This window comes from Winogradskyella flava (assembly GCF_014243395.1).
Lineage (GTDB): Bacteria > Bacteroidota > Bacteroidia > Flavobacteriales > Flavobacteriaceae > Winogradskyella > Winogradskyella flava.
On record NZ_JACLCP010000001.1, the window covers coordinates 1,293,112 to 1,314,225 of the forward strand.

Annotated in this window: 19 protein-coding genes; 10 read left to right on the forward strand and 9 right to left on the reverse strand. The window is 35.6% G+C overall.

Annotation, left to right across the window (positions count from 1 at the left end; all coding sequences use genetic code 11):
• The first annotated feature begins 5 nt into the window (after positions 1-5).
• From H7F21_RS05750 to H7F21_RS05760, 3 genes are all read left to right on the forward strand, one after another.
• Positions 6-2,243 (forward strand): TonB-dependent receptor, encoded by a 2,238-nt coding sequence (locus H7F21_RS05750; RefSeq protein ID WP_185788251.1) that lies wholly within the window; start codon positions 6-8, stop codon positions 2,241-2,243.
• 122 nt (positions 2,244-2,365) lie between these two features.
• Positions 2,366-2,743, forward strand: coding sequence for a heavy-metal-associated domain-containing protein (locus H7F21_RS05755; protein WP_185788252.1), 378 nt, complete (start codon positions 2,366-2,368; stop codon positions 2,741-2,743).
• A 153-nt stretch (positions 2,744-2,896) separates the two neighbouring features.
• Entirely contained in the window at positions 2,897-3,982 is a 1,086-nt protein-coding gene (locus tag H7F21_RS05760; RefSeq protein WP_246431417.1) for a polysaccharide lyase, read from the forward strand.
• Positions 3,983-3,984: 2 nt separating this feature from the next.
• Here H7F21_RS05760 and H7F21_RS05765 read toward each other — a convergent pair whose 3' ends face one another.
• The 9 genes from H7F21_RS05765 to miaB form a co-directional block, all read right to left on the reverse strand.
• Entirely contained in the window at positions 3,985-4,623 is a 639-nt protein-coding gene (locus tag H7F21_RS05765; protein WP_185788253.1) for a DUF6090 family protein, read from the reverse strand.
• Positions 4,624-4,776: 153 nt separating this feature from the next.
• The gene (groL, locus tag H7F21_RS05770) at positions 4,777-6,408 is read right to left on the reverse strand and encodes a chaperonin GroEL (protein ID WP_185788254.1); all 1,632 of its coding nucleotides are present in this window, start codon (positions 6,406-6,408) and stop codon (positions 4,777-4,779) included.
• A gap of 103 nt (positions 6,409-6,511) precedes the next feature.
• Positions 6,512-6,787, reverse strand: coding sequence for a co-chaperone GroES (locus H7F21_RS05775; protein WP_185788255.1), 276 nt, complete (start codon positions 6,785-6,787; stop codon positions 6,512-6,514).
• A 171-nt stretch (positions 6,788-6,958) separates the two neighbouring features.
• A complete protein-coding gene (secG, locus tag H7F21_RS05780; RefSeq protein ID WP_185788256.1) occupies positions 6,959-7,306 on the reverse strand; it encodes a preprotein translocase subunit SecG in 348 nt (115 codons plus the stop codon).
• Positions 7,307-7,310: 4 nt separating this feature from the next.
• The gene (locus H7F21_RS05785; protein WP_185788257.1) at positions 7,311-8,228 is read right to left on the reverse strand and encodes a hypothetical protein; all 918 of its coding nucleotides are present in this window, start codon (positions 8,226-8,228) and stop codon (positions 7,311-7,313) included.
• A gap of 3 nt (positions 8,229-8,231) precedes the next feature.
• The gene (locus H7F21_RS05790; protein ID WP_185788258.1) at positions 8,232-8,735 is read right to left on the reverse strand and encodes an LptE family protein; all 504 of its coding nucleotides are present in this window, start codon (positions 8,733-8,735) and stop codon (positions 8,232-8,234) included.
• The gene (locus tag H7F21_RS05795) at positions 8,736-8,933 is read right to left on the reverse strand and encodes a hypothetical protein (RefSeq protein ID WP_185788259.1); all 198 of its coding nucleotides are present in this window, start codon (positions 8,931-8,933) and stop codon (positions 8,736-8,738) included.
• A gap of 96 nt (positions 8,934-9,029) precedes the next feature.
• The gene (locus tag H7F21_RS05800) at positions 9,030-10,292 is read right to left on the reverse strand and encodes a sigma-54 interaction domain-containing protein (protein WP_185788260.1); all 1,263 of its coding nucleotides are present in this window, start codon (positions 10,290-10,292) and stop codon (positions 9,030-9,032) included.
• Positions 10,293-10,295: 3 nt separating this feature from the next.
• The gene (miaB, locus tag H7F21_RS05805) at positions 10,296-11,741 is read right to left on the reverse strand and encodes a tRNA (N6-isopentenyl adenosine(37)-C2)-methylthiotransferase MiaB (RefSeq protein WP_185788261.1); all 1,446 of its coding nucleotides are present in this window, start codon (positions 11,739-11,741) and stop codon (positions 10,296-10,298) included.
• Between the two features lie 202 nt (positions 11,742-11,943).
• Here miaB and H7F21_RS05810 point away from each other — a divergent pair, with 202 nt between their 5' ends.
• From H7F21_RS05810 to porN, 7 genes are all read left to right on the forward strand, one after another.
• Positions 11,944-12,387: a hypothetical protein gene (locus H7F21_RS05810; protein WP_185788262.1), complete on the forward strand. Its 444-nt coding sequence runs from the start codon at positions 11,944-11,946 to the stop codon at positions 12,385-12,387.
• 158 nt (positions 12,388-12,545) lie between these two features.
• Positions 12,546-15,056 (forward strand): type I DNA topoisomerase, encoded by a 2,511-nt coding sequence (gene topA, locus H7F21_RS05815; protein WP_185788263.1) that lies wholly within the window; start codon positions 12,546-12,548, stop codon positions 15,054-15,056.
• A gap of 6 nt (positions 15,057-15,062) precedes the next feature.
• Entirely contained in the window at positions 15,063-16,229 is a 1,167-nt protein-coding gene (locus tag H7F21_RS05820) for a formimidoylglutamase (protein ID WP_185788264.1), read from the forward strand.
• 166 nt (positions 16,230-16,395) lie between these two features.
• Positions 16,396-17,742 (forward strand): T9SS ring complex lipoprotein PorK/GldK, encoded by a 1,347-nt coding sequence (gene porK / locus H7F21_RS05825; RefSeq protein WP_484607011.1) that lies wholly within the window; start codon positions 16,396-16,398, stop codon positions 17,740-17,742.
• A gap of 85 nt (positions 17,743-17,827) precedes the next feature.
• Positions 17,828-18,463, forward strand: coding sequence for a type IX secretion system motor protein PorL/GldL (gene porL / locus H7F21_RS05830; protein WP_185788266.1), 636 nt, complete (start codon positions 17,828-17,830; stop codon positions 18,461-18,463).
• A 53-nt stretch (positions 18,464-18,516) separates the two neighbouring features.
• A complete protein-coding gene (gene porM / locus H7F21_RS05835) occupies positions 18,517-20,088 on the forward strand; it encodes a type IX secretion system motor protein PorM/GldM (RefSeq protein WP_185788267.1) in 1,572 nt (523 codons plus the stop codon).
• A gap of 65 nt (positions 20,089-20,153) precedes the next feature.
• A complete protein-coding gene (porN, locus tag H7F21_RS05840; protein ID WP_185788268.1) occupies positions 20,154-21,065 on the forward strand; it encodes a type IX secretion system ring subunit PorN/GldN in 912 nt (303 codons plus the stop codon).
• Positions 21,066-21,114 lie beyond the last annotated feature (49 nt).

The window sequence follows — 21,114 nt, forward strand, 5'->3', positions numbered from 1 at the left end:
AACAGATGAGAACATATTTAATTATAATTTTTATGTGCTTGTTGTACAAAGCACAAGCACAAGAGCAACTAAAAGGTGTTGTTTTAGAATCCAGTTTAGGAAAAGAGGAGCCATTACTAGGTGCGAATGTCTATTGGCTTGGTTCTACAATTGGAGCTATAACAAATGAAGATGGAACGTTTACGTTACCATATAAGTTTTCTTTTAACAAATTGGTCATTAGTTATGTTGGCTTTAAAACCGACACGATTGCTATTACTGAAAATAAATTTATAAAGCATGTTTTACGGGCTTCTGATGAGTTAGATGAAATTACCGTGACATCTCGAAAACAAGCTACAGCAAAATCTTATTTAAAGGCAGAAAATACCTTGTTTGTAAGCAGTGATGAATTGTTAAAAGCAGCTTGCTGCAATCTATCCGAGAGTTTTGAAACCAATCCATCTATTGACGTTAATTTTGCTGATGCTGTTTCAGGAACACGACAGATAAAAATGCTTGGGCTTAATTCACCTTATATTCTTATTGCAACCGAAAATATTCCTGCAATTCGTGGTGCAGCTCAGGCTTACGGTTTAAGCTTTATTCCTGGGACTTGGGTAGAAAGTATTCAGATTACCAAAGGTGCAGGAAGCGTTGTCAATGGGTTTGAAAGTATTGCAGGACAAATCAATACAGAATTGGTAAAACCTACAAGTGACGATAAATTGTTTGTTAACCTTTACGCAGGAACTAACGAACGTTTAGAGCTCAATACACATCTTAACACCAAAGTTTCAGATAAATGGAGTACAGGTTTATATTTACACGGTAGTACGCAGCGACAAAAACACGACAAGAATGACGATGGTTTTTTAGATATGCCTTTGTATAATCAAATAAACGTGATGAACCGCTGGCAATACACCAATCCTGAAAAAGGTATCGTTAGTTTTATCAATTTAAGATACTTAAGCGATGAGAAACAAGCAGGACAGGTAGATTTTGATCCAGATCGAGATAAGTTTACGACTAATTCATGGGGAAGTGAAATCAATACCGAGCGTTTTGAAGTTACCACGAAACTAGGCTATGTTAACCCAGCGGTGCCATATCAAAGTTTAGGATTTCAAACAGCATTTAGCCATCATAAACAGGACTCTTATTTTGGTCTGAATCTATATGACATTCAACACAATAGTTTTTACTCCAACTTGGTGTATAATAGTATTATTTCGGATTCTCGCCATAAAGTAAAAACAGGATTAAGTTTTACTTTAGACCACTACGATGAGTTGGTAAACACGCAAGAATTTGAACGTACTGAAAACTCAATAGGAGCATTTTTTGAATATGCCTATGATGATTTGGATAAATTCACCATGACTGCAGGTGTTCGCATAGATCAACATAATAGACTAGGATTTTTTATGACACCACGTTTGCACATGCGTTATACACCTTGGGGAAAATCTGCATTAAGAGCGTCTATTGGTAGAGGTAAACGTAGTGCCAATATATTTGCTGAAAATCAGAATCTTTTCTCTAGCTCTAGACAAATCAACATTCTTGATTCTGGTGGAAAGATTTACGGTCTTGATCCTGAAATTGCCTGGAATTATGGAGTGAGTTATTTGCAAGGATTTAATCTTTTTGGACGATCTGCTGATATCACTTTTGATTTTTACAGAACTGATTTTCAAAATCAAGTGGTAGTCGATTGGGAAAATCCTTTCGAGATTAGTTTTTATAATTTGGATGGCGAAAGCTATGCTAATAGTTTTCAATTTGAATTTAACTTTAATGCCTTTAAGGGTTTTGACATTAGGACCGCCTATAAGTATTATGATATCAAAACAGATTATAATTCTGGTAGGCTAGAAAAACCATTAATACCAACGAACCGTTTGTTTGCGAATGCATCTTATGAAACACCTCAAAAAGAGAGTGGAAGTCAATGGAAATTTGATGCTACTTACAATTGGTTGGATTCGCAACGTTTTCCAAGTACGACGTTAAGTGCACCAGAATTTCAATTAGATGAGTATTCGCCTACAGTTGGAACGCTGAACTTACAAGTTACTAAAGTGTTTTCTTCAAAATTTGAAGTATATTTAGGTGGTGAAAATGTGACAAATGTGAGACAATCGAATCCTATTATTAGTCCAGATAATCCATTTGGATCAAATTTTGATAGTAATTTTGTATATGGTCCGATTTTTGGAAGTTTATATTATGCAGGATTACGTTATAAAATAAAATAATTGAAGTGTCATGACGAGGAATTAGGAACGACTGACGTGGCAATCTTTTAAATTGAAACTAAAAATAAACAGATTGCCACGACTTTTTCAAAGTCTCGCAATGACAAATAAAACTAAATAACATGAAACAACTAATTTTGATGTTCACATTATTAATAGGGACGGCAACATTTGCCCAAAGCAAAAATGCCAAAGCCAGTATGGAAGTAGATGGTGTTTGTATGATGTGTAAAGAACGGATTGAAAAAGCCGCTATAAGAACCAAAGGTGTTAAATCTGCTGTTTGGAATGTAGATACCCATGAGCTAAAACTTATATATGACGAGCGCAAGACGGATTTAAAAACAATATCGCAAAAGCTTGCTGATGTTGGTCATGATACCAAAGATATCAAAGCTACTGATGAGGCATACAACTCAGTGCATCCCTGCTGCAAGTATCGTGATAAGGATGTGGTTAAGGACCATGAGGGAGAAAAGAAGTCTGACAAGAAAAATTAAAAATAAGAAGCCTGAATCTAAATTCAGGCTTTTTTATAGTCTTCCTTGAAAGGAATGAATCGAAGAAACCATCAAGAATTCCTTGACTATTAAAAATTTTTGGACGAACTTCGTTGGCTAACAAAGTCATATTCTTTTAATATGAGAAAAAATATGTTTATAATTTTATTAATTCTTTTAAGTGGTTGCGGTGAAAGTGACGACGCTAGAGATACAATAAGAACTGATATTTCTGTTTCTTCATCAACAAATTCCCTTATTTGGAATGATAGTGCCGATTTGACCCTAAAACTGGATATTGTCTTAAGCTATGAATACGGTGCAGCACTTGAAAGTGAAACTATAAAAAGGCGGACTTTTAATAATGACTCAACAGAAGTACAAGCAACAATAGAATTCAACACCGAAGCCCAGAATTCCTATACCGATTCAAATTCGTCAAACAATTCTGTGACAATTCAGCTTACTAGAAATAATATAAACCCAAATCCGCAAGGCGTAGAACTCAATGCTGACGGACCAGGTAATACTTATGGTTTAATTACTTCGGTATTGGCTCCAGGTCATAACCCAATTGAGGTACCGGATTGTAACCATTCAGAATTTGGTGATCATATCGATGAGGTTTTTGATGCTGATTTAAATAAACATGTGTTTCGATTTTTCATTCACGTGTCTCCTGATAACGATCGCTGCATAAATTTTGACAGACAGCGCAATGAGATAAAGTCGTATGGCCAATCGCCAGATAATCTGTTGGGTGTAGAAAATGAAACTGTTGTTTATAAATGGAAATTTAAATTAAAAGCAGGTTTTCAATCCTCACCTAATTTTACACATATACATCAATTGAAGTCTGTCGGAGGTTCATTAGAAAGCATGCCAATGTATACATTAACAACTAGGAAAGGTACACCTGACAAACTTCAGCTACGCTATGCAGAAACTGATGATCAAGATACTGTCGCGGAAGAAGAATTAGCACCTTTTATAGATACTTGGTTAGAGGTTACGGAAACAATTAAGTATAGTACATCAGGAACATATAGTATTGAGATAAAAAGGACTGACGATGGTATGGTTTTATTTCAGTATGCTAATTCCTCAATAATTAATTGGAGACCGGGTGGGTCTTTTGTAAGACCAAAATGGGGTATATACAGAAGTTTGATTAATGATCAAGACCTTAGAGACGAAGAAGTCTTATTTGCCGATTTTAGTATCACAGAAATTGAATAAAACTATTTTAATACACTCAATATACTGTCACAACTTTTTATGCCATCTTCTGTGACTCTTCTTTTAATATCTAAAGAACCACGTGCGCTACGCATAATGTTTTTTAGTAGTTTTTCATCTTTGAAAGGTGATTTTCCTTCGCGCATTAAATCATAATCTGTATTGTAAATAAAATATTTACCTATATAATCTTTGTTGATGATTTCTTGACGTTTATAGGCGTCTAAAATTAATTTGTAATCGGTATAGTGCTTTTGAATGGTAGTTTTTAGTTCAAAATCATTCATCAATTTTAAATCACCAGAATTTACTAAAGTTTGGTGTGTATAGTCTTTGGGAGTAAAATTGGTAAGGTTAGCAATGCTGAAGACACCTCTTAGACGCAAATTTTTATTTGGGACATCATTGCCTAGAATAGAAATAACATCGTCAGCTTGTATTATTTTTTCTTTAATAGTAACAAGGTTTGCTTCTAATTGTTCTTTATCCGCAGCAATATCTTGCTTTAAATTATTGATATACTGTTCTTTTTGCACTTTGTTTGAGCGTTCTTCTCCCCATTTATTCATGGCAAATGCGAGAGAAATACCAATAATTACAATTAAGATTTCGCCAAAAGCGTAAGTGACTTTCTTTTTCATATTAGAAATAAGACGTTGGTTTCCTCTAAATTAAGAAAATAAAACCAGCAAAAACAAAAGCCCTTGATTTTCATCAAAGGCTTTGTACTTATGGGACTCATCCATAGAATAAATTCCGAATGGGTGAGATAACTTATCTGTGGTGAATCACCATTACATCATACCTGGCATTCCGCCTCCACCCATTGGTGGCATAGCAGGCGCATCTTCTTTAATATCTACTAAAGCGCACTCGGTCGTTAAGATCATACCGGCTACAGAAGCAGCATTTTCTAAAGCAATACGTGTTACTTTCTTAGGATCGATGATACCAACCTTAAGCATATCGACATATTTTTCTGACTTAGCATCATAACCAAAGTCTTTTTTACCTTCAAGTACTTTGTTGATAACCACAGAACCTTCACCACCAGCATTTTCAACAATGGTTCTCAAAGGTGATTCAATTGCTTTATTAACGATTTGTACACCCGTAGTTTCATCTAAGTTGTCAGTTGTGATTTTTTCTAATGTCTTTTTAGCTCTTACCAGTGCAACACCACCACCGGCAACAATACCTTCTTCTACAGCAGCACGTGTAGCGTGTAGAGCATCGTCAACGCGGTCTTTCTTTTCTTTCATCTCAACTTCAGAAGCAGCACCAACATACAATACAGCAACACCACCAGCCAATTTAGCTAAACGTTCTTGAAGTTTTTCCCTGTCGTAATCAGATGTCGTTGTTTCAATTTGTGCTTTAATCTGGTTCACTCTCGCTTTGATGTCAGCTTTTTTACCTTCACCATTAACAATCGTTGTATTGTCTTTGTCAATAGTTACAGTTTCAGCTGTGCCGAGCATAGATAAATCAGCATTCTCAAGAGAGAATCCTCTTTCTTCAGAAATAACAACACCACCTGTTAAAATGGCAATGTCTTCTAACATCGCTTTACGTCTGTCTCCAAACCCTGGTGCTTTAACAGCGGCAATTTTTAATCCACCACGTAATTTGTTAACCACTAAAGTCGCTAAGGCTTGCCCTTCAACATCTTCAGCAACAATTAATAATGGACGACCAGATTGTGCTACTGGTTCTAGAATTGGTAGAATTTCCTGTAAGTTGGAAATCTTCTTGTCGAATAATAAGATATATGGATTTTCTAGATCTGCAATCATCTTGTCAGAATCTGTTACGAAGTAAGGTGATAAGTAACCTCTGTCAAACTGCATACCTTCAACAACATCTACGTATGTTTCCATACCTTTTGCTTCTTCAACAGTAATAACACCTTCTTTACCAACTTTGCCAAAAGCTGTGGCGATTAACTCACCAATAGTGTCGTCGTTATTAGCTGAGATAGCTGCAACTTGCTTAATTTTATCAGAGTCACTACCTACTTTTTTAGATTGTTTGTCAAGATCTGTGACAATGGCTTCAACAGCTTTGTCAATGCCACGTTTCAAATCCATTGGGTTTGCGCCAGCAGCAACATTCTTAAGACCTTCTTTTACTATTGCTTGAGCTAATACGGTTGCGGTTGTTGTTCCGTCACCAGCCAAATCATTGGTTTTAGAAGCCACTTCTTTTACCATTTGTGCTCCCATGTTTTCTAGCTCATCATCTAGTTCAATTTCTTTTGCTACAGAAACACCATCTTTGGTGACTTGTGGTCCGCCGAAAGATTTCCCTATAATTACATTACGACCTTTAGGTCCTAAAGTTACTTTTACTGCGTTTGCTAAAGCATCGACACCACGTTTAAGGCCATCGCGTGCTTCAATATCGAATTTTATATCTTTTGCCATTGTTTAAATATTTATTTGTCATTCCTGCGAACGCAGGAATCTTAATTAATTTTAGTTTTTTATTGAAAGAGATTCCGTATCTAGTACGGAATGACAGAATAGATTAGATGATTGCCAAGATATCACTCTCTCGCATCATTAAATAATCTTTACCCTCCAACTTTAGCTCGGTGCCACCATACTTTCCATACAGTACAGTATCTCCTTTTTTTACAGTTAAAGGTTCGTCTTTTTTTCCGTTGCCAATAGCAACAACAGTTCCCTTTTGCGGTTTTTCTTTTGCATTATCTGGAATAATAATACCAGAAGCTGTTTTTGTTTCAGCTTCCATAGGTTCTACTAGAACTCTATCTGCTAAAGGTTTAATGTTTAAAGCCATTTGTTATTTATTTTTGATTAATTAAAATTTGATTTAACGCTTAAGCGTTATTCGAAAATTATGCCAAGTCATATAGACTGACAAACTTGCAGACAAGTTTGTCTAACTGCTGAAAATAAAAAAAGTCAACTGCGAAGTTGACTTTAAATTTTATCTAAAATAAGAATGGTACTAACCTCCTATTGTATCATTCAAATTTACAGCATCATCGTTTGCAGCTGGCAATGTTGCTGGAGCTTCTGTCGCTTCATCTTCATCTAATGCTTTAGATTCTGCATTAGTGCCAGTCCCCATAGTTAAATTCGATGCTAAGATCAAAACAATTAGTGCTGTTGCTAAAAACCAAGTACTCTTGTCTAAGAAATCTCCAGTCTTCTTTACACCACCAAGTTGCTGTGTGCCACCGCCACCAAAAGATGATGATAAGCCGCCTCCTTTTGGGTTTTGTACCATAATCACAACGACAAGTAAAAATGCCACGATGACGATAAGGATTAAAAATATTGTAAATGCACTCATTGTATTATGTGTTATCTTTTAATTCTTTTATCAATTTTATTTGGTCTGCAAAGAAACTACTTTTTTCTGGATATTTCAAACTTAAAATCTTATAAGATTGAATGGCCTTATCGTAGTTTTTTTGCTCCAAATAAATACGTGCTAGAGTTTCTGTCATTAAGCTATCAGAAACGCCCTCATCGTTATTTATCAACCGAGGTTTTGGTGTATAACTTGCAACGGGCTTTATCTTTGGGTTTTCGCTAATAAACTTGTCTATAATAGACAATTTATCTTTTAGAGGCTGCGTAGTTTTATCTTCTAATTCAACTTTAATGTCGTCTTCAGTTTCCCTAACAATGGGTTTGAAACTGGTAATTTTTAACCATTCTGTGAATGAATGACTTTCGTTTTTGTCAAACTCTAAAGGTTTACCAATTTTTAGCTTTTTTTCAGGTGTTATATTTTTAACATCAACTTCAATTATGGAGTCTTCGATTCTTGGTGCCTCGATATTTGGTTGCGGCATGGGTTTCTCCTTAAATAAATTTGGATCTAAAACGCCTTCTGTAGCTTTTATGTGTTCTTTTAGGGCGTCATCAATAGTAACGCTCTTATTTACTGAAATGTCATCAACCTCACTAACTTCAATAGATTTGATATATTCGGAATTTTGTTTGATGTAGTCCGATATTTCATTTTGATTGAAAACCTTAGAGGTTATATAATCGAACAAGACACTACGATCTGCAGTGTGTGCAGCGGTTATCTTTAGAGCGTTATTATACTTATAACTCTCCTTTTGTTTTAAACCTTTCAGATATAAGGCTCGCAATGGTTGAAAGTAAGGAAACTCGTTAATCTTCAATGATAGCGCATCAGACTGTGCTGCAGTCACGGCTTCAGGATGTTGTAAAAGATATGTGAGTTGTCCCAGCTGCATAATTTACCAATCGGCTAGTGTAGCATTAATAATGTCCTGTGTAAGCCTTTCAAAAATAACGTCAATGGCTTCATCCTTTAATCCACCCACTAATTGATCATTTGCGGGATAATCGAAAAAAAACGAAAAACGCTGTTCTATATCTTTTTCTTCGTCCTTGGTATTTATATATCTCACATTTACTCCTATTGTCAATCGGTTTTGAGCTGCAGTATTTTGAGCGGTTGCTGTCATAGGAGCAATCCTGTATTCTACAATTTCGCCTTCATAAATAATTTCACCACCTGAATTCACCAATTGAGCACTTGTTTGATTTTGTATAATGTCTTGTAGGGCATTGGTAAATTGTATATCTAAACCTGGCTCTACTAAATCCGCATTATTTTGAAAGAAATTTACCTGGAATGTTTCAGGTGTTTCAGTCAGTCCAGTAAATGAATAGTTTACCTTACAAGCCACAACCAATGTAAGCGCAACAAATAAAAATACATATTTTACAAACTTCATCTAATAGGTGTTAGGGCGTTTCATGGTTATAAAAGCATAGATGTAACCGGCATTATCGGCTACATCAAAATCGACATTAATTAGACGGTAGCCTTTATAATGTTTTTCGTTAATTAAATCCTCAGCTTCTTGGCGTATGGCCTCGGAACTGTTTGGTCGAAACGACTTTCTGATCATAAATATTTCTACTGCTTTCATTCAATAATTTCTATTGAGAACTTAATCTTAAGGAATAAACTTAGTATTTAAACTTTTAAAATTAAAATTTCTTTTAATTGATTTCACAAATTATTCTTAAAGATCGTATTGTTTTATTTTTCGGTATAACGTGCGTTCGCTAATACCTAATTCTGCTGCTGCTAATTTACGTTTACCGTTATGACGTTCTAGTGATTTTTTAATAAGTTCTAATTCCTTGTCATGTAAAGATAAGGTTTCCTCTTCTTCAATTTCTTCTGCAAAATGGTATTTATCTTCAACTTCTGTTGTAGTAACTTCAGTATGTTCTGGAATTGATAATACCTCTAGGTCATCAACAGTAGTCGCAGTTTCCAAGTCATCTTCTTTCCCGTCACCGTAAATTTTTTGAATAAGGTGCTCATTGTCTTTTTGAACATCTGAAATGTTACCGCTTTTCATAAGTTCCATGGTCAGCTTCTTCAGGTCATTAAGATCAGCTTTCATGTCAAACAACACCTTGTATAGAATTTCACGCTCGCTACTAAAATCACTCTCAGATTTGTTGCTATTGACTACAGCGGGTAAATTACTTCCTGTATTAGGTAGATAATTTTGAAGTGTTGCTGCAGTAATTGTACGATTATGTTCTAATACCGAAACTTGCTCTGCCACATTTCTTAACTGACGAATATTACCATTCCAGCGATATTTTAAAAGTAAAGCCACAGCATCGTCAGTTAATTTTACTGTAGGCATCTTATATTTTAAGGCAAAGTCGCTCGCGAACTTTCTAAACAATAAATGGATATCTTCTTTGCGTTCTCGCAATGCAGGTAAACTAATCTCTATGGTGCTTAAGCGATAGTAAAGGTCTTCTCGGAACTTCTCCTTTTTAATCGCTTCAAACATATTAACGTTTGTTGCTGCAACAATCCTGACATTGGTTTTCTGAACTTTGCTAGATCCTACTTTAATAAACTCACCATTTTCCAAAACACGAAGCAAACGGACTTGAGTTGTCAATGGCAATTCGCCAACTTCATCTAAGAAAATAGTACCACCGTCAGCAACTTCAAAGTAACCAGAACGTGTTTGTGTTGCTCCTGTAAAAGCTCCTTTTTCATGACCAAATAATTCACTGTCAATGGTTCCTTCTGGTATGGCACCGCAGTTTACAGCGATATATTTACCATGCTTTCTATGTGAAAGTTGATGAATAATTTTAGGAATACTTTCTTTGCCAACACCACTTTCACCTGTTACCAATACTGAAATATCGGTAGGTGCCACTTGAATCGCTTTTTCTATAGCGCGATTCAATTTAGGATCGTTTCCTATAATTCCAAAGCGTTGTTTTATGGCTTGTACTGATTCCATGGTTTAATTATTTTCTGAATAGCCAACAGCTTCTCCAATAAGGGTAGCACTTGTGCAGTCCAAAATCTTTACGTTAACAAAATCACCTGGTTTATAATGTTCCTTAGGAAATACTACAACCGTATTTTGACTATTTCTACCAGCCCATTGCAGGTCTGATCGTTTTGAAGATTTTTCAATTAAAACTTCTTCAATTTTACCGACATGCTGCTTTGTCCTATAATGACTATGTTTTCGCTGTAAATCTTGAATTTCATTAAGACGACGTTGTTTTATCTCTGCAGGAACGTCATCTTCCATTTTTCGTCCAGCCAATGTTCCAGGGCGTTCGGAGTAGGCAAACATAAATCCAAAATCGTACTTCACATATTCCATTAAACTCAAGGTGTCTTTATGGTCTTCTTCAGTTTCTGTTGGGAAGCCTGAAATCATATCTTGACTTATGGCAACATCTGGTATAATGCGACGGATACTGTCAATGAGCTCAAAGTATTCTTCTCTTGTGTGTAATCGATTCATTTCTTTTAGAATACGATCACTTCCACTTTGCACAGGTAAATGGATATAATTGCAAATATTTCTGTAAGCAGCCATAGTTTCAATAACATCCAAAGTCATATCTTGTGGATTGGATGTCGAAAATCGAAAACGCATTTTTGGTTGTGCTTTGGCACAAAGTTCAAGAAGTTTCGCAAAGTTTACTGCAGTAGCTTTTTGCAATTCTGATGCCTTATCGAAATCTTTTTTGAGTCCGCCGCCATACCATAGGTAACTGTCTACATTTTGACCAAGAAGTGTTATTTCTTTATAGCCTTTTGCCCATAAATCGTTAACTTCTTCAATAATACTTTGTGGATCTCTACTGCGTTCTCTACCACGTGTAAAAGGAACAACACAAAAGGTGCACATATTATCACAACCACGAGTAATAGAAACAAAGGCACTTATGCCATTACTGTTTAATCTTACAGGTGATATATCTCCATAAGTTTCTTCTTTCGATAGTATAACATTGATAGCATCCCTTCCTTCTTCAACTTCCGATAATAGATTGGGTAAGTCTTTATAAGCATCCGGACCTACAACTAAGTCTACTATTTTTTCCTCTTCTAAAAACTTGGTTTTTAAACGCTCTGCCATACAGCCTAAAACACCAACTTTCATATTTGGATTTTTGACTTTGACCTTATCGTAATATTTTAAACGTTTTCTAACAGTCTGTTCTGCTTTGTCTCTAATAGAACAGGTGTTGACTAAAACGAGATCAGCATCTTCAAGTTTTTGAGTGGTGTTGTAACCTTGCTCGGATAGAATAGAAGCAACAATTTCACTGTCACTAAAATTCATTTGGCAACCATAACTCTCTATAAAGAGTTTCTTTTGGTTACCTTTTTTTTGATCTAATATTAAGGATGCTCCTTGTTTATCTTCGTCTATAATTTTTTCCATCTTAGGTGTTCCGTTAAAACGGACTAAATTTTAATATTATTTGGGCTTCAATAAGCATGCAAAGATAGGATTATTTTAGATATAGTGACAAAGTGGCAGTTGCAAATCGACTGGATGTCTTTAGAAAAATGACATGTTTAAAATTTTTACAAAGTTAGCGCAACCTTTTATTAGTTTTATCATCTATATAATAAAGGAAGAAATGAAATTCAGTAAAACTTTTATCTTATTGTGGTCTTGTGCTTTATTGTTGAATATGCAATGTGATGACGATGATGGGAATGCGCCAAGCGCTTTATGCGATACCAGTGTTATCTTAGATGGTTCTGCTTTTCAAAATGCTGAATCTGCATTTTACAATTTGATAAGTGCAGAAGTCAATGGCGATTGTTTGAATATAAGTATCTCGGCTAGTGGCTGCAGTGGTGAAACATGGGTTTTGGAATTGATCGATTCTGAGGGCGTCATGGAATCATTGCCTCCTCAACGTAACTTGAAATTGATATTAACTAATAGCGAGGCCTGTTTAGCCGTTTTTACTAAAACCCAATCTTTTGATTTAACGCAATTAAGAGTTGAAGAAGATGGAAATGAAGTTATACTACATATCGAGGGTTTTCCTGAATCAATAACGTACTCCTATTAATATAAGAACATTGACTAACATTATAAAAGCCTTGCCTCTCACAAGGCTTTTCTCATTTAATTTGTAGTCTAAAAGACGATAAAATGTATGGTATTTAAGACCAAATTAGGATTGTAACTTAATTTTCATATACATTTGTAACCTCAAAAAAATAAAGAATGCCGAAGAACCTAGTCATAGTTGAGTCACCTGCAAAGGCAAAAACCATAGAGAAATTTTTAGGAAAAGATTATAAGGTAGAGTCTAGTTTCGGACATATTGCCGATTTGCCATCTAAAGAATTGGGAGTTGATGTTGAAGGCGATTTTGAGCCTAAATATAAAGTCTCAAGTGACAAGAAAGATGTCGTAAAAAAATTGAAAGCACTGGCTAAGAAAGCGGAGATGGTTTGGTTAGCAAGTGATGAAGATAGAGAAGGAGAGGCTATTGCCTGGCATTTGGCAGAAGCGCTAGGTCTTGATAAAGAAAAGACAAAGCGGATTGTATTCCATGAGATTACAAAAACTGCAATTAATAAAGCAATTGATAATCCACGCAGTATCGACTATAATTTGGTTGATGCCCAGCAAGCTAGAAGAGTACTCGATAGGATAGTAGGTTATGAATTATCTCCAGTATTGTGGAGAAAAGTTAAAGGAGGTTTGTCTGCTGGTAGAGTACAATCGGTGTCAGTTAGACTAATTGTTGAGCGCGAGCGAGAAATTCAAGATTTTAAGCCATTGGCTACTTATAGAGTTGATGCAGAATTCACTACCGAAGATGGGAGTACCTTTAAAGCTAAATTGCCTAAGAATTTTAATTCTAAGGAAGATGCTTTAAAGTTTTTAAATGCAAACCTTAATGCGTCTTATCAAGTTTCTGATTTGCAAAAAAAGCCGGCAAAGAAGTCACCTGCAGCACCTTTTACCACATCGACATTACAACAAGAGGCGTCCCGTAAATTGGGTTTTTCTGTAAGTCGTACTATGAGTAATGCCCAGCGTCTTTATGAAGCTGGTCTTATTACATATATGAGAACGGATAGTGTTAATCTTTCTGAAGAGGCTAAAAAAGGAGCCGAAAAGGAAATTATTTCAGCATACGGTTCTCAATATAGTAAGCCACAGAATTACAAAGGAAAATCGAAAGGCGCCCAAGAAGCACATGAGGCAATTCGTCCAACAGATTTTGCAAATCATACGGTTAACGCAGAGCGCGATCAAGCGAGATTATATGATCTTATTTGGAAACGTGCCATAGCATCTCAAATGAGCGATGCTCAATTAGAGCGTACCAACCTGAAAATTAGAGTAAATGCTTCTAATAATAAGATAGAGGAACAATTTACATCTAACGGGGAAATCATAACTTTTGATGGTTTTCTAAAAGTATATCTTGAAGGTACAGATGATGAAGATGTAGAGCAAGAAGGTATTTTGCCAGATTTAAAAATTGGAGAATCACTCTATAATAAGTATATAACAGCAACAGAAAGATTCACGAGACCACCTGCAAGATATACTGAAGCTGCATTGGTAAAACAATTGGAGGAATTGGGTATTGGTCGTCCTTCAACTTATGCACCTACGATTTCTACAATTCAAAATAGAAATTATATAGAAAAAGGGACAAACGAAGGTGAAGTGCGAAAATATCAGCAATTGGTTTTCGAAAGTCAAGATATTAGAGAGAAGCAACTCACGGAAAAAGTAGGTTCTAATAAAGGGAAATTGGTCCCAACGGATGTGGGATTTATTGTGACGGATTTTTTAGTCAATCATTTTGAAAGCATATTAGACTATAATTTTACGGCTAAGGTAGAAGAGAGCTTTGACGATATTGCGGAAGGCAAAGAAGATTGGAAAGAAATGATGAAAGATTTCTACAAAGGTTTTCATCCTCAGGTTGAAGACGTGCAAGAAAATGCTGAACGTGAATCAGGTGAGCGTATTTTAGGTACTGATCCCAAAAGTGGACGCCAAGTCAGTGTGCGTTTAGGTAAGTTTGGGCCTATGGTGCAAGTAGGAACAATGGATGATGAGGAAAAACCCAAATTTGCTAGTTTGTCACCAGATCAACAATTAAACTCCATTACATTTGAGGAGGCGATGGACCTGTTTAAGCTTCCTAAAGCTTTAGGTCATTATAAAGATGACGAAGTCGAAGTTAACAACGGACGTTTTGGTCCTTATGTGCGTTTTGGTAAAAAGTTTGTATCCTTACCTAAGGGTGTAGATCCACTTAGTGTAGAATTAGATGAAGCTATCCTATATATTAAGGAGAAAGAAAAAGCAGATGCTCCTATATATATGTTTCAAGGATTAGAAGTCACCAAAGGCAAAGGACGTTTTGGACCATTTATTAAATGGAATAACATGTTCATTAATGTAAATAAAAAATATGATTGGGATAATCTATCTGAAGAAGACATTGTAACTTTGATAGAGGATAAAATCCAGAAAGAAAAAGATAAACTTATTCACGTTTGGGAAGACGAAGGTATAAGAGTTGAGAAAGCAAGATGGGGAAGACACAATGTTATAAAAGGAAAGCAAAAAGTAGAACTTGCTAAGACAGTAGACGTTGCCGATATGACTCTTGAAGAAGCCAAAGCGATTCTAGAGAAAAATGCCCCAAAAAAGAAAACAAGAAAAACTACAAAAAAGAAAGCTACAGCAAAAAAGAAGTAATACACTATGAATTTTAATTTTCTAACGCCTGTTTCAGATGCGGTATTAGCTCATTCAGAACTACTAGCGCAGCAAGCGCTCGGAAAAAAAATCAAAATTCATTCACGTCAAAATGGAATTCCCGATTTAGATGATGTACAATTAGCGATAATTGGAGTCCAGGAAAACAGAAACGATGTGAACTATATGGGCGCAAACATCAGTTTCGATTCCATAAGAAAAACACTTTACACTTTATTTCCGGGAAACTGGCACACGAGCATTGCAGATTTAGGTGATATTGAGCCAGGAGAATCAGTAGAGGATACCTATTTTGCCATAAGAACAGCTATCGCAGTTTTAGTAGAAAAAGATATTATACCTATTATATTGGGTGGCAGTCAAGATTTAACATATGCCAACTATCGCGCTTACGATGGTATAAAGCCTATGATTAATATAGTAAACGTAGATACTAATTTTGATTTGGGGGATGCCAATCTTCCAATAAAGAATAATAGCTATGTTGGTAAAGTCATAGTTGAAGAGCCATATAACCTTTTTAATTATTCAACAATAGGTTACCAGACTTATTTTAACTCGCAAGAGGAAATAGATCTTATGGAGAAGTTATATTTTGAAGCATATCGTCTGGGTGAGATATCTGGTGATATAAACAAAGTAGAGCCTCTGTTGCGAGATGCTCATATTGTATCCGTGGATTTAAAATCGGTAAGAGCTGCAGAAGTTAGCGACAATCAGAAATATTCACCTAATGGTTTTTCCGGAAAAGAGATTTGTGCCATATCTAGATATGCAGGTATAAGTAATAAGGTATCATCATATGGTATTTACGAGTATCATAACTCTAAAAACGACAGTGCCTCTTCAATGCTTATTGCTCAGATGATATGGTATTTTATAGAAGGTGTCAATTGCCGAGTTAAGGATGACGATTTTACCAACGAAAACTTTTACCAGAAGTACAATGTATTGGTAGAGGATGATGAACTTATCTTTTATAAAAGTTTGAAAACAGGACGCTGGTGGATTGAGATTCCATTTTTGCCAGATGTTAATAATAAATTAAAGAAGCATACGTTATTACCATGCATGCATGCGGATTATGTGCTTGCAACACAGGGTGAAATACCAGAAAGATGGTATAAAGCCTATAGGAAGAACAGCTTCTAAATTGAGCATTTAATCGATAGATTAGCTTAATTTTACCGATGAAATGCATCTTTTTAGGACGAAATGCAAAAAAATTGCAAAAAAAGTTGGTTATTAAAAAATATATAAATATGTTTACGACCTCAAAAATAAAATGAAACTAATTTAACCTCGAGTTACTATGAATATTAAGAAGTTTATTTTACTAACAACCGTGTTGGTTTTGGTCGCCAGTTGTAATTCTGGAGACCGAGGACAACTTGTAGGAGTTAAAGGTAAATCATGGCACCCCGAAAAACCTTATGGTATGGCATTGGTTCCTGGCGGAGCCTTTATAATGGGAAAATCAGATGATGATATGGCCGGTGTACAAGATGCTCCTACCAAAACAGCTACAGTTCGTGCATTTTACATGGACGAAACAGAAATCACCAATAGCGAGTATCGTCAATTCGTATATTGGGTTAGAGACTCCATCTTAAGACTTAAGTTGGCAGAAATGGCAGATCTGGAAGGAAAGACACCTGGAAATGGTGACATCGGAGAATTTGCCTATTTAGACTCAGACCCAGATGCCCTAAATGCCTACGAAAGTTACATGCTCAATACATATGGTAATGAGCAAAGAAAAATCAATCGCGATGCAGATTTGTATTTCGATACAGATGATTATCCGGATGAATTATATGCCGAAGTTATGGACGGCATGTATTTACCATTAGAGGAATCTTATAATGGACAACGCACTTGGGACGTAAAGCAATTTAAGTTTCAATATACCTATATGGATATTGCTAAAGCAGCAAGAGATAGAAACTTAAAACGTTCTGAAGTTGTACAACAAGAAGAAGTAGAAGTATATCCAGATACTACAGCATGGATTAGGGATTTTGCATATTCCTACAATGAGCCAATGCACAATGATTATTTTTGGCATGATGCCTATGGTGGTTATCCAGTTGTAGGTGTATCTTGGAAACAAGCAAGAGCGTTTTGTCAATGGAGAACATTATACCATAATGGTTACCAAAGAAGTAAAGGAAGACAGCCTGTGAATTCTTACAGATTACCTTCTGAAGCAGAATGGGAGTATGCAGCTCGTGGCGGTCTTCAAGGTGCTTCATACCCTTGGGGTGGACCTTACACCAAAAATGATAGAGGATGCTTTATGGCAAACTTCAAACCAATGCGTGGAGATTATGCTGCAGATCAAGCTTTATATACTGTAGAGGCAGACGCTTATGATCCAAATGACTTTAACTTATATAACATGGCTGGTAACGTATCAGAATGGGTAAACGGTTCTTACGATCCTGCATCCTATGAGTTTTCTTCTACGATCAATCCAAACGTAAATGATCCTAATAATGCACGTAAAGTAGTAAGAGGTGGATCTTGGAAAGATGTAGCTTACTTCTTGCAAGTGAGTTCTAGAGACTACGAATATGCAGATTCAGCTAGAAGTTATATCGGATTTAGAACAGTTCAGGACTATATGGGAACTGAAGTGACTAAAAACGCAGCAACAAATTAAATTAAAGAATAAATAACCAAATTGAATTAAAAATAACCTACTTAAGTTATACATCCATTAACTTAAACTTAAACTTAAACAAATTATGGCACAGAAAGGTAAATTAACAATAACAAACATGATCTACGGATTAGGAGCAGCAATCGTAATCGTAGGTGCATTATTTAAAATTCAGCACTGGCCTTATGGTTCAGAGATCTTGACACTAGGTATGATTGTAGAGGCATTAGTATTTACATACTCTGCATTCGAGAGACAGGCTGCTGACTTAGATTGGTCCTTAGTATATCCTGAATTAGCAGGTGGTCAGTCTGTAGGTGGAAAAAAGAAAAAAGAAGAGCCTAAAGATGCAGAAGGTTTATTATCTAAGAAATTAGACAACTTATTAAAAGAAGCTAAAATAGATGGTGAACTTATGGCAAGTCTTGGAAGTAGTATCAAAAATTTTGAAGGTGCTGCTAAGAGCATTAGCCCAACAGTAGATTCTATGTCAGCTCAAAAGAAATATAGCGAAGAGTTATCTTTAGCTGCAGCACAAATGGAGTCTTTAAATAGCCTTTATAAAGTACAGATGGAAAGTGCGAATCGTCAAGCTGCAATCAATGAAGAATCAGTGGAGAATGCGACTAAGTTAAAAGAGCAAATGCAATCATTAGCATCGAACCTATCATCGTTGAATGGTGTATATGGTGGTATGTTATCTGCTATGAACAAAAACTAATTAGTTTTTTAGAATAAACAATTTAATTAATTAACATTTAAAAACTAATTACAATGGCAGGAGGAAAAGCATCTGCAAGGCAGAAAATGATTAACCTTATGTACTTAGTGTTTATTGCTATGATGGCAATGAATATGTCTAAAGAAGTACTATCCGCTTTCGGATTAATGGAAGCGAAGTTTGTAGACTCTAATATTGATACTACAGAAAAGAATTCGGCACTATTAGCTGATTTAGCAACTAAAGCTGAGGAGAAGCCGGAAGAATTTGCAGTTCCAGCTAATAAAGCAAAGCAAATTAGTGCAGTGTCTGATAGATTCTATACATATATAGGAACATTAAAACAAGATTTGTTAAAAACTGGAGGGTATTCAGTAGACCCTGAAACCGGGAAGTTACCATTCGAAGCAATGGATAAGACAGACATCTTAGATGAGATGTGGTTTACGGGAGATCGTTTAACAAAAGCTGGTGATGCCGTAATGGCAGCAATCGAAAAGTATAAAAAAGATGTCAAGGATATTTTAGGTTCTGATGTTAAGTATCAAAAGGCGATTGAGAGTTTTGAAAAACGTTTTTATACTGGAAAGGAAGAAAATAAAGATGGAAAAAAAATAGATTGGTTAGATTACCATTATAAAGGTTTTCCAGCTATTGCCTCTTACACTAAGTTGACTGCAATGCAGAATGATGTTAAAGTTACCGAAGCTAACATGTTTAACCTTTTCTTAGGTAACACATTGGATGCTGCAGTTTCACTTAAAAAATATCAAGCAATTGTGTTGGCTGATAAATCTGCATTTTTTGCAGGAGAAAAGTTTCAGGGTAAAGTTGTATTAGGAAAATATGCTAATGTAACACCAACTAAACTATCTGTACAAGGAAATGATATAGATGTTGCTAAGGCAGTAGATTCAACTGGTGCAGCTACATTAGATTTCAATGTTGGTAATGTAGGAGAACACCAAATTGATGGTAAATTTACTTTCTTGGAAGATGGTAAACCTTTAGAGATTCCAATCATTGGTAACTATGTAGTAGTGCCAAGACCAAATTCTGCAACTATTTCTGCAGATAAGATGAACGTAGTTTATCGTGGTGTTGCAAATCCAATGACCATATCTTTTGCTGGTGTACCAGATAATAAAGTTAAAGCTTCTGGAGCTGGACTCAAGCCGGCTGGTAAAGGTAAATATGTTATGAATCCTGGAACAGGTAGAGAAGTGACCATTAATGTTACTGCTACACTAGATGATGGTTCTAAGGCGAGCGATAGAAAAACCTTTAGGATTAAAGATATTCCAAAACCTACAGGAACAATTGCAGGTAAGGATGGTCTTGTAAAGTTACCAAAGCGTAATGTTGCTATTGGGACAGTAGCAGCGAAGTTAGATGATTTTGTATTCGATTTACCAATTAATGTAACATCATTTAAAGTTAAAGTGCCTGGACAACCTACAGTTTCATGTGCTGGTACTAAAATGAATGCTCAGGCTAAATCAGCAATTAACAAAGCACGTAGAGGAGACGTAATCGCAATATTTGATATTAAAGCTAAGATTTCAGGAAACGCTAAATATCAGTTGAAAGGTGTATCTCCAGTAACGGTAGAAGTTACCAACTAAGCAATTTAATCGATAACTCAACGTTACACATTAAAATAAAGCCCAAATTAAAATTTAAAAATAAGATGAAATTTAAAAGCTTTTTATACATAGGATTAACATTCTTGGCTGCAAATACCATATTTGCTCAAGCTAATGTCCTTAATGCAAAAATACCAGAAGAAATTGGTATGAAAACCGAAGCACAGTTACTTCTAGATAACGATAAGCCATTAGAATATGGTTATGTTGGAGACAGAGACATCTTATTTTCTAAGATGATCTGGGAAAAGATTGTGTTAGACGAACGTGTTAACTTTCCTCTATATTTCCCAGTTGAGGGAGATTTAGGTGATGATCGTAAGTCTTTATATAAGGTTTTGATGGAAAACATCGAAAGCGGTATGATTCCTAAAGTATACAGTGACGCCTATTTTACTGAAGAACGTACTATGGAAGATCTAGCGCCATCCTTAAAGAAAGAAGAGGTTACTGATGAAGGTATAGAGTGGATGAATGCTGAAGGTATTTCTGATGTTTCTAAAGTGCCAGAAGAATATGTAATCCGCAGAGAAATTGGAGCGGCAGATATCAGTTCTTTTCTTATTAAAGGGTTGTGGTATTTCGATAAGCGTCAAGGAGAGTTAAAGTATCGTATCCTAGGTATTGCTCCAGCAGCACCAGATGTTAACTTTATTGATTCTGATGACGAAGCGAACAAAGAACCTATTGGCTTATTTTGGGTTTTTTATCCAGAAATTAGAGATATTTTGCATGAAGCAAAAGCCTTTAACAATAATAATAGTGCATCCCCAATTTCTTTCGATCACTTATTAAATAGCCGTCGTTTTCACGGACTTATCTATAAGGAAGAGAACGTTTATGGTGATAGAGAGATCAAAGAATATGTTGCTGAAAATGCGTTAATGCAACTTTTAGAATCAGAACGTATTAAGAATAAGATTAGAGATTTTGAACAAGATATGTGGAGCTACTAATTAGCTCACACGATTAGATATAACGCTCACTTTTTAAGTGGGCGTTTTT

What these genes read in the sequence shown, in the direction of transcription:
- H7F21_RS05820 (WP_185788264.1), top strand. Translation starts at nt 15,063, where the DNA reads ATGAATTTTAATTTTCTAACGCCTGTTTCAGATGCGGTATTAGCTCAT.
- H7F21_RS05795 (WP_185788259.1), bottom strand. Translation starts at nt 8,933, where the DNA reads ATGAAAGCAGTAGAAATATTTATGATCAGAAAGTCGTTTCGACCAAAC.
- H7F21_RS05765 (WP_185788253.1), bottom strand. Translation starts at nt 4,623, where the DNA reads ATGAAAAAGAAAGTCACTTACGCTTTTGGCGAAATCTTAATTGTAATT.
- miaB (WP_185788261.1), bottom strand. Translation starts at nt 11,741, where the DNA reads ATGGAAAAAATTATAGACGAAGATAAACAAGGAGCATCCTTAATATTA.
- H7F21_RS05755 (WP_185788252.1), top strand. Translation starts at nt 2,366, where the DNA reads ATGAAACAACTAATTTTGATGTTCACATTATTAATAGGGACGGCAACA.
- H7F21_RS05790 (WP_185788258.1), bottom strand. Translation starts at nt 8,735, where the DNA reads ATGAAGTTTGTAAAATATGTATTTTTATTTGTTGCGCTTACATTGGTT.
- H7F21_RS05785 (WP_185788257.1), bottom strand. Translation starts at nt 8,228, where the DNA reads ATGCAGCTGGGACAACTCACATATCTTTTACAACATCCTGAAGCCGTG.
- H7F21_RS05775 (WP_185788255.1), bottom strand. Translation starts at nt 6,787, where the DNA reads ATGGCTTTAAACATTAAACCTTTAGCAGATAGAGTTCTAGTAGAACCT.
- porM (WP_185788267.1), top strand. Translation starts at nt 18,517, where the DNA reads ATGGCAGGAGGAAAAGCATCTGCAAGGCAGAAAATGATTAACCTTATG.
- H7F21_RS05800 (WP_185788260.1), bottom strand. Translation starts at nt 10,292, where the DNA reads ATGGAATCAGTACAAGCCATAAAACAACGCTTTGGAATTATAGGAAAC.
- secG (WP_185788256.1), bottom strand. Translation starts at nt 7,306, where the DNA reads ATGAGTGCATTTACAATATTTTTAATCCTTATCGTCATCGTGGCATTT.
- porN (WP_185788268.1), top strand. Translation starts at nt 20,154, where the DNA reads ATGAAATTTAAAAGCTTTTTATACATAGGATTAACATTCTTGGCTGCA.
- H7F21_RS05810 (WP_185788262.1), top strand. Translation starts at nt 11,944, where the DNA reads ATGAAATTCAGTAAAACTTTTATCTTATTGTGGTCTTGTGCTTTATTG.
- porL (WP_185788266.1), top strand. Translation starts at nt 17,828, where the DNA reads ATGGCACAGAAAGGTAAATTAACAATAACAAACATGATCTACGGATTA.
- groL (WP_185788254.1), bottom strand. Translation starts at nt 6,408, where the DNA reads ATGGCAAAAGATATAAAATTCGATATTGAAGCACGCGATGGCCTTAAA.
- H7F21_RS05750 (WP_185788251.1), top strand. Translation starts at nt 6, where the DNA reads ATGAGAACATATTTAATTATAATTTTTATGTGCTTGTTGTACAAAGCA.
- topA (WP_185788263.1), top strand. Translation starts at nt 12,546, where the DNA reads ATGCCGAAGAACCTAGTCATAGTTGAGTCACCTGCAAAGGCAAAAACC.
- H7F21_RS05760 (WP_246431417.1), top strand. Translation starts at nt 2,897, where the DNA reads ATGTTTATAATTTTATTAATTCTTTTAAGTGGTTGCGGTGAAAGTGAC.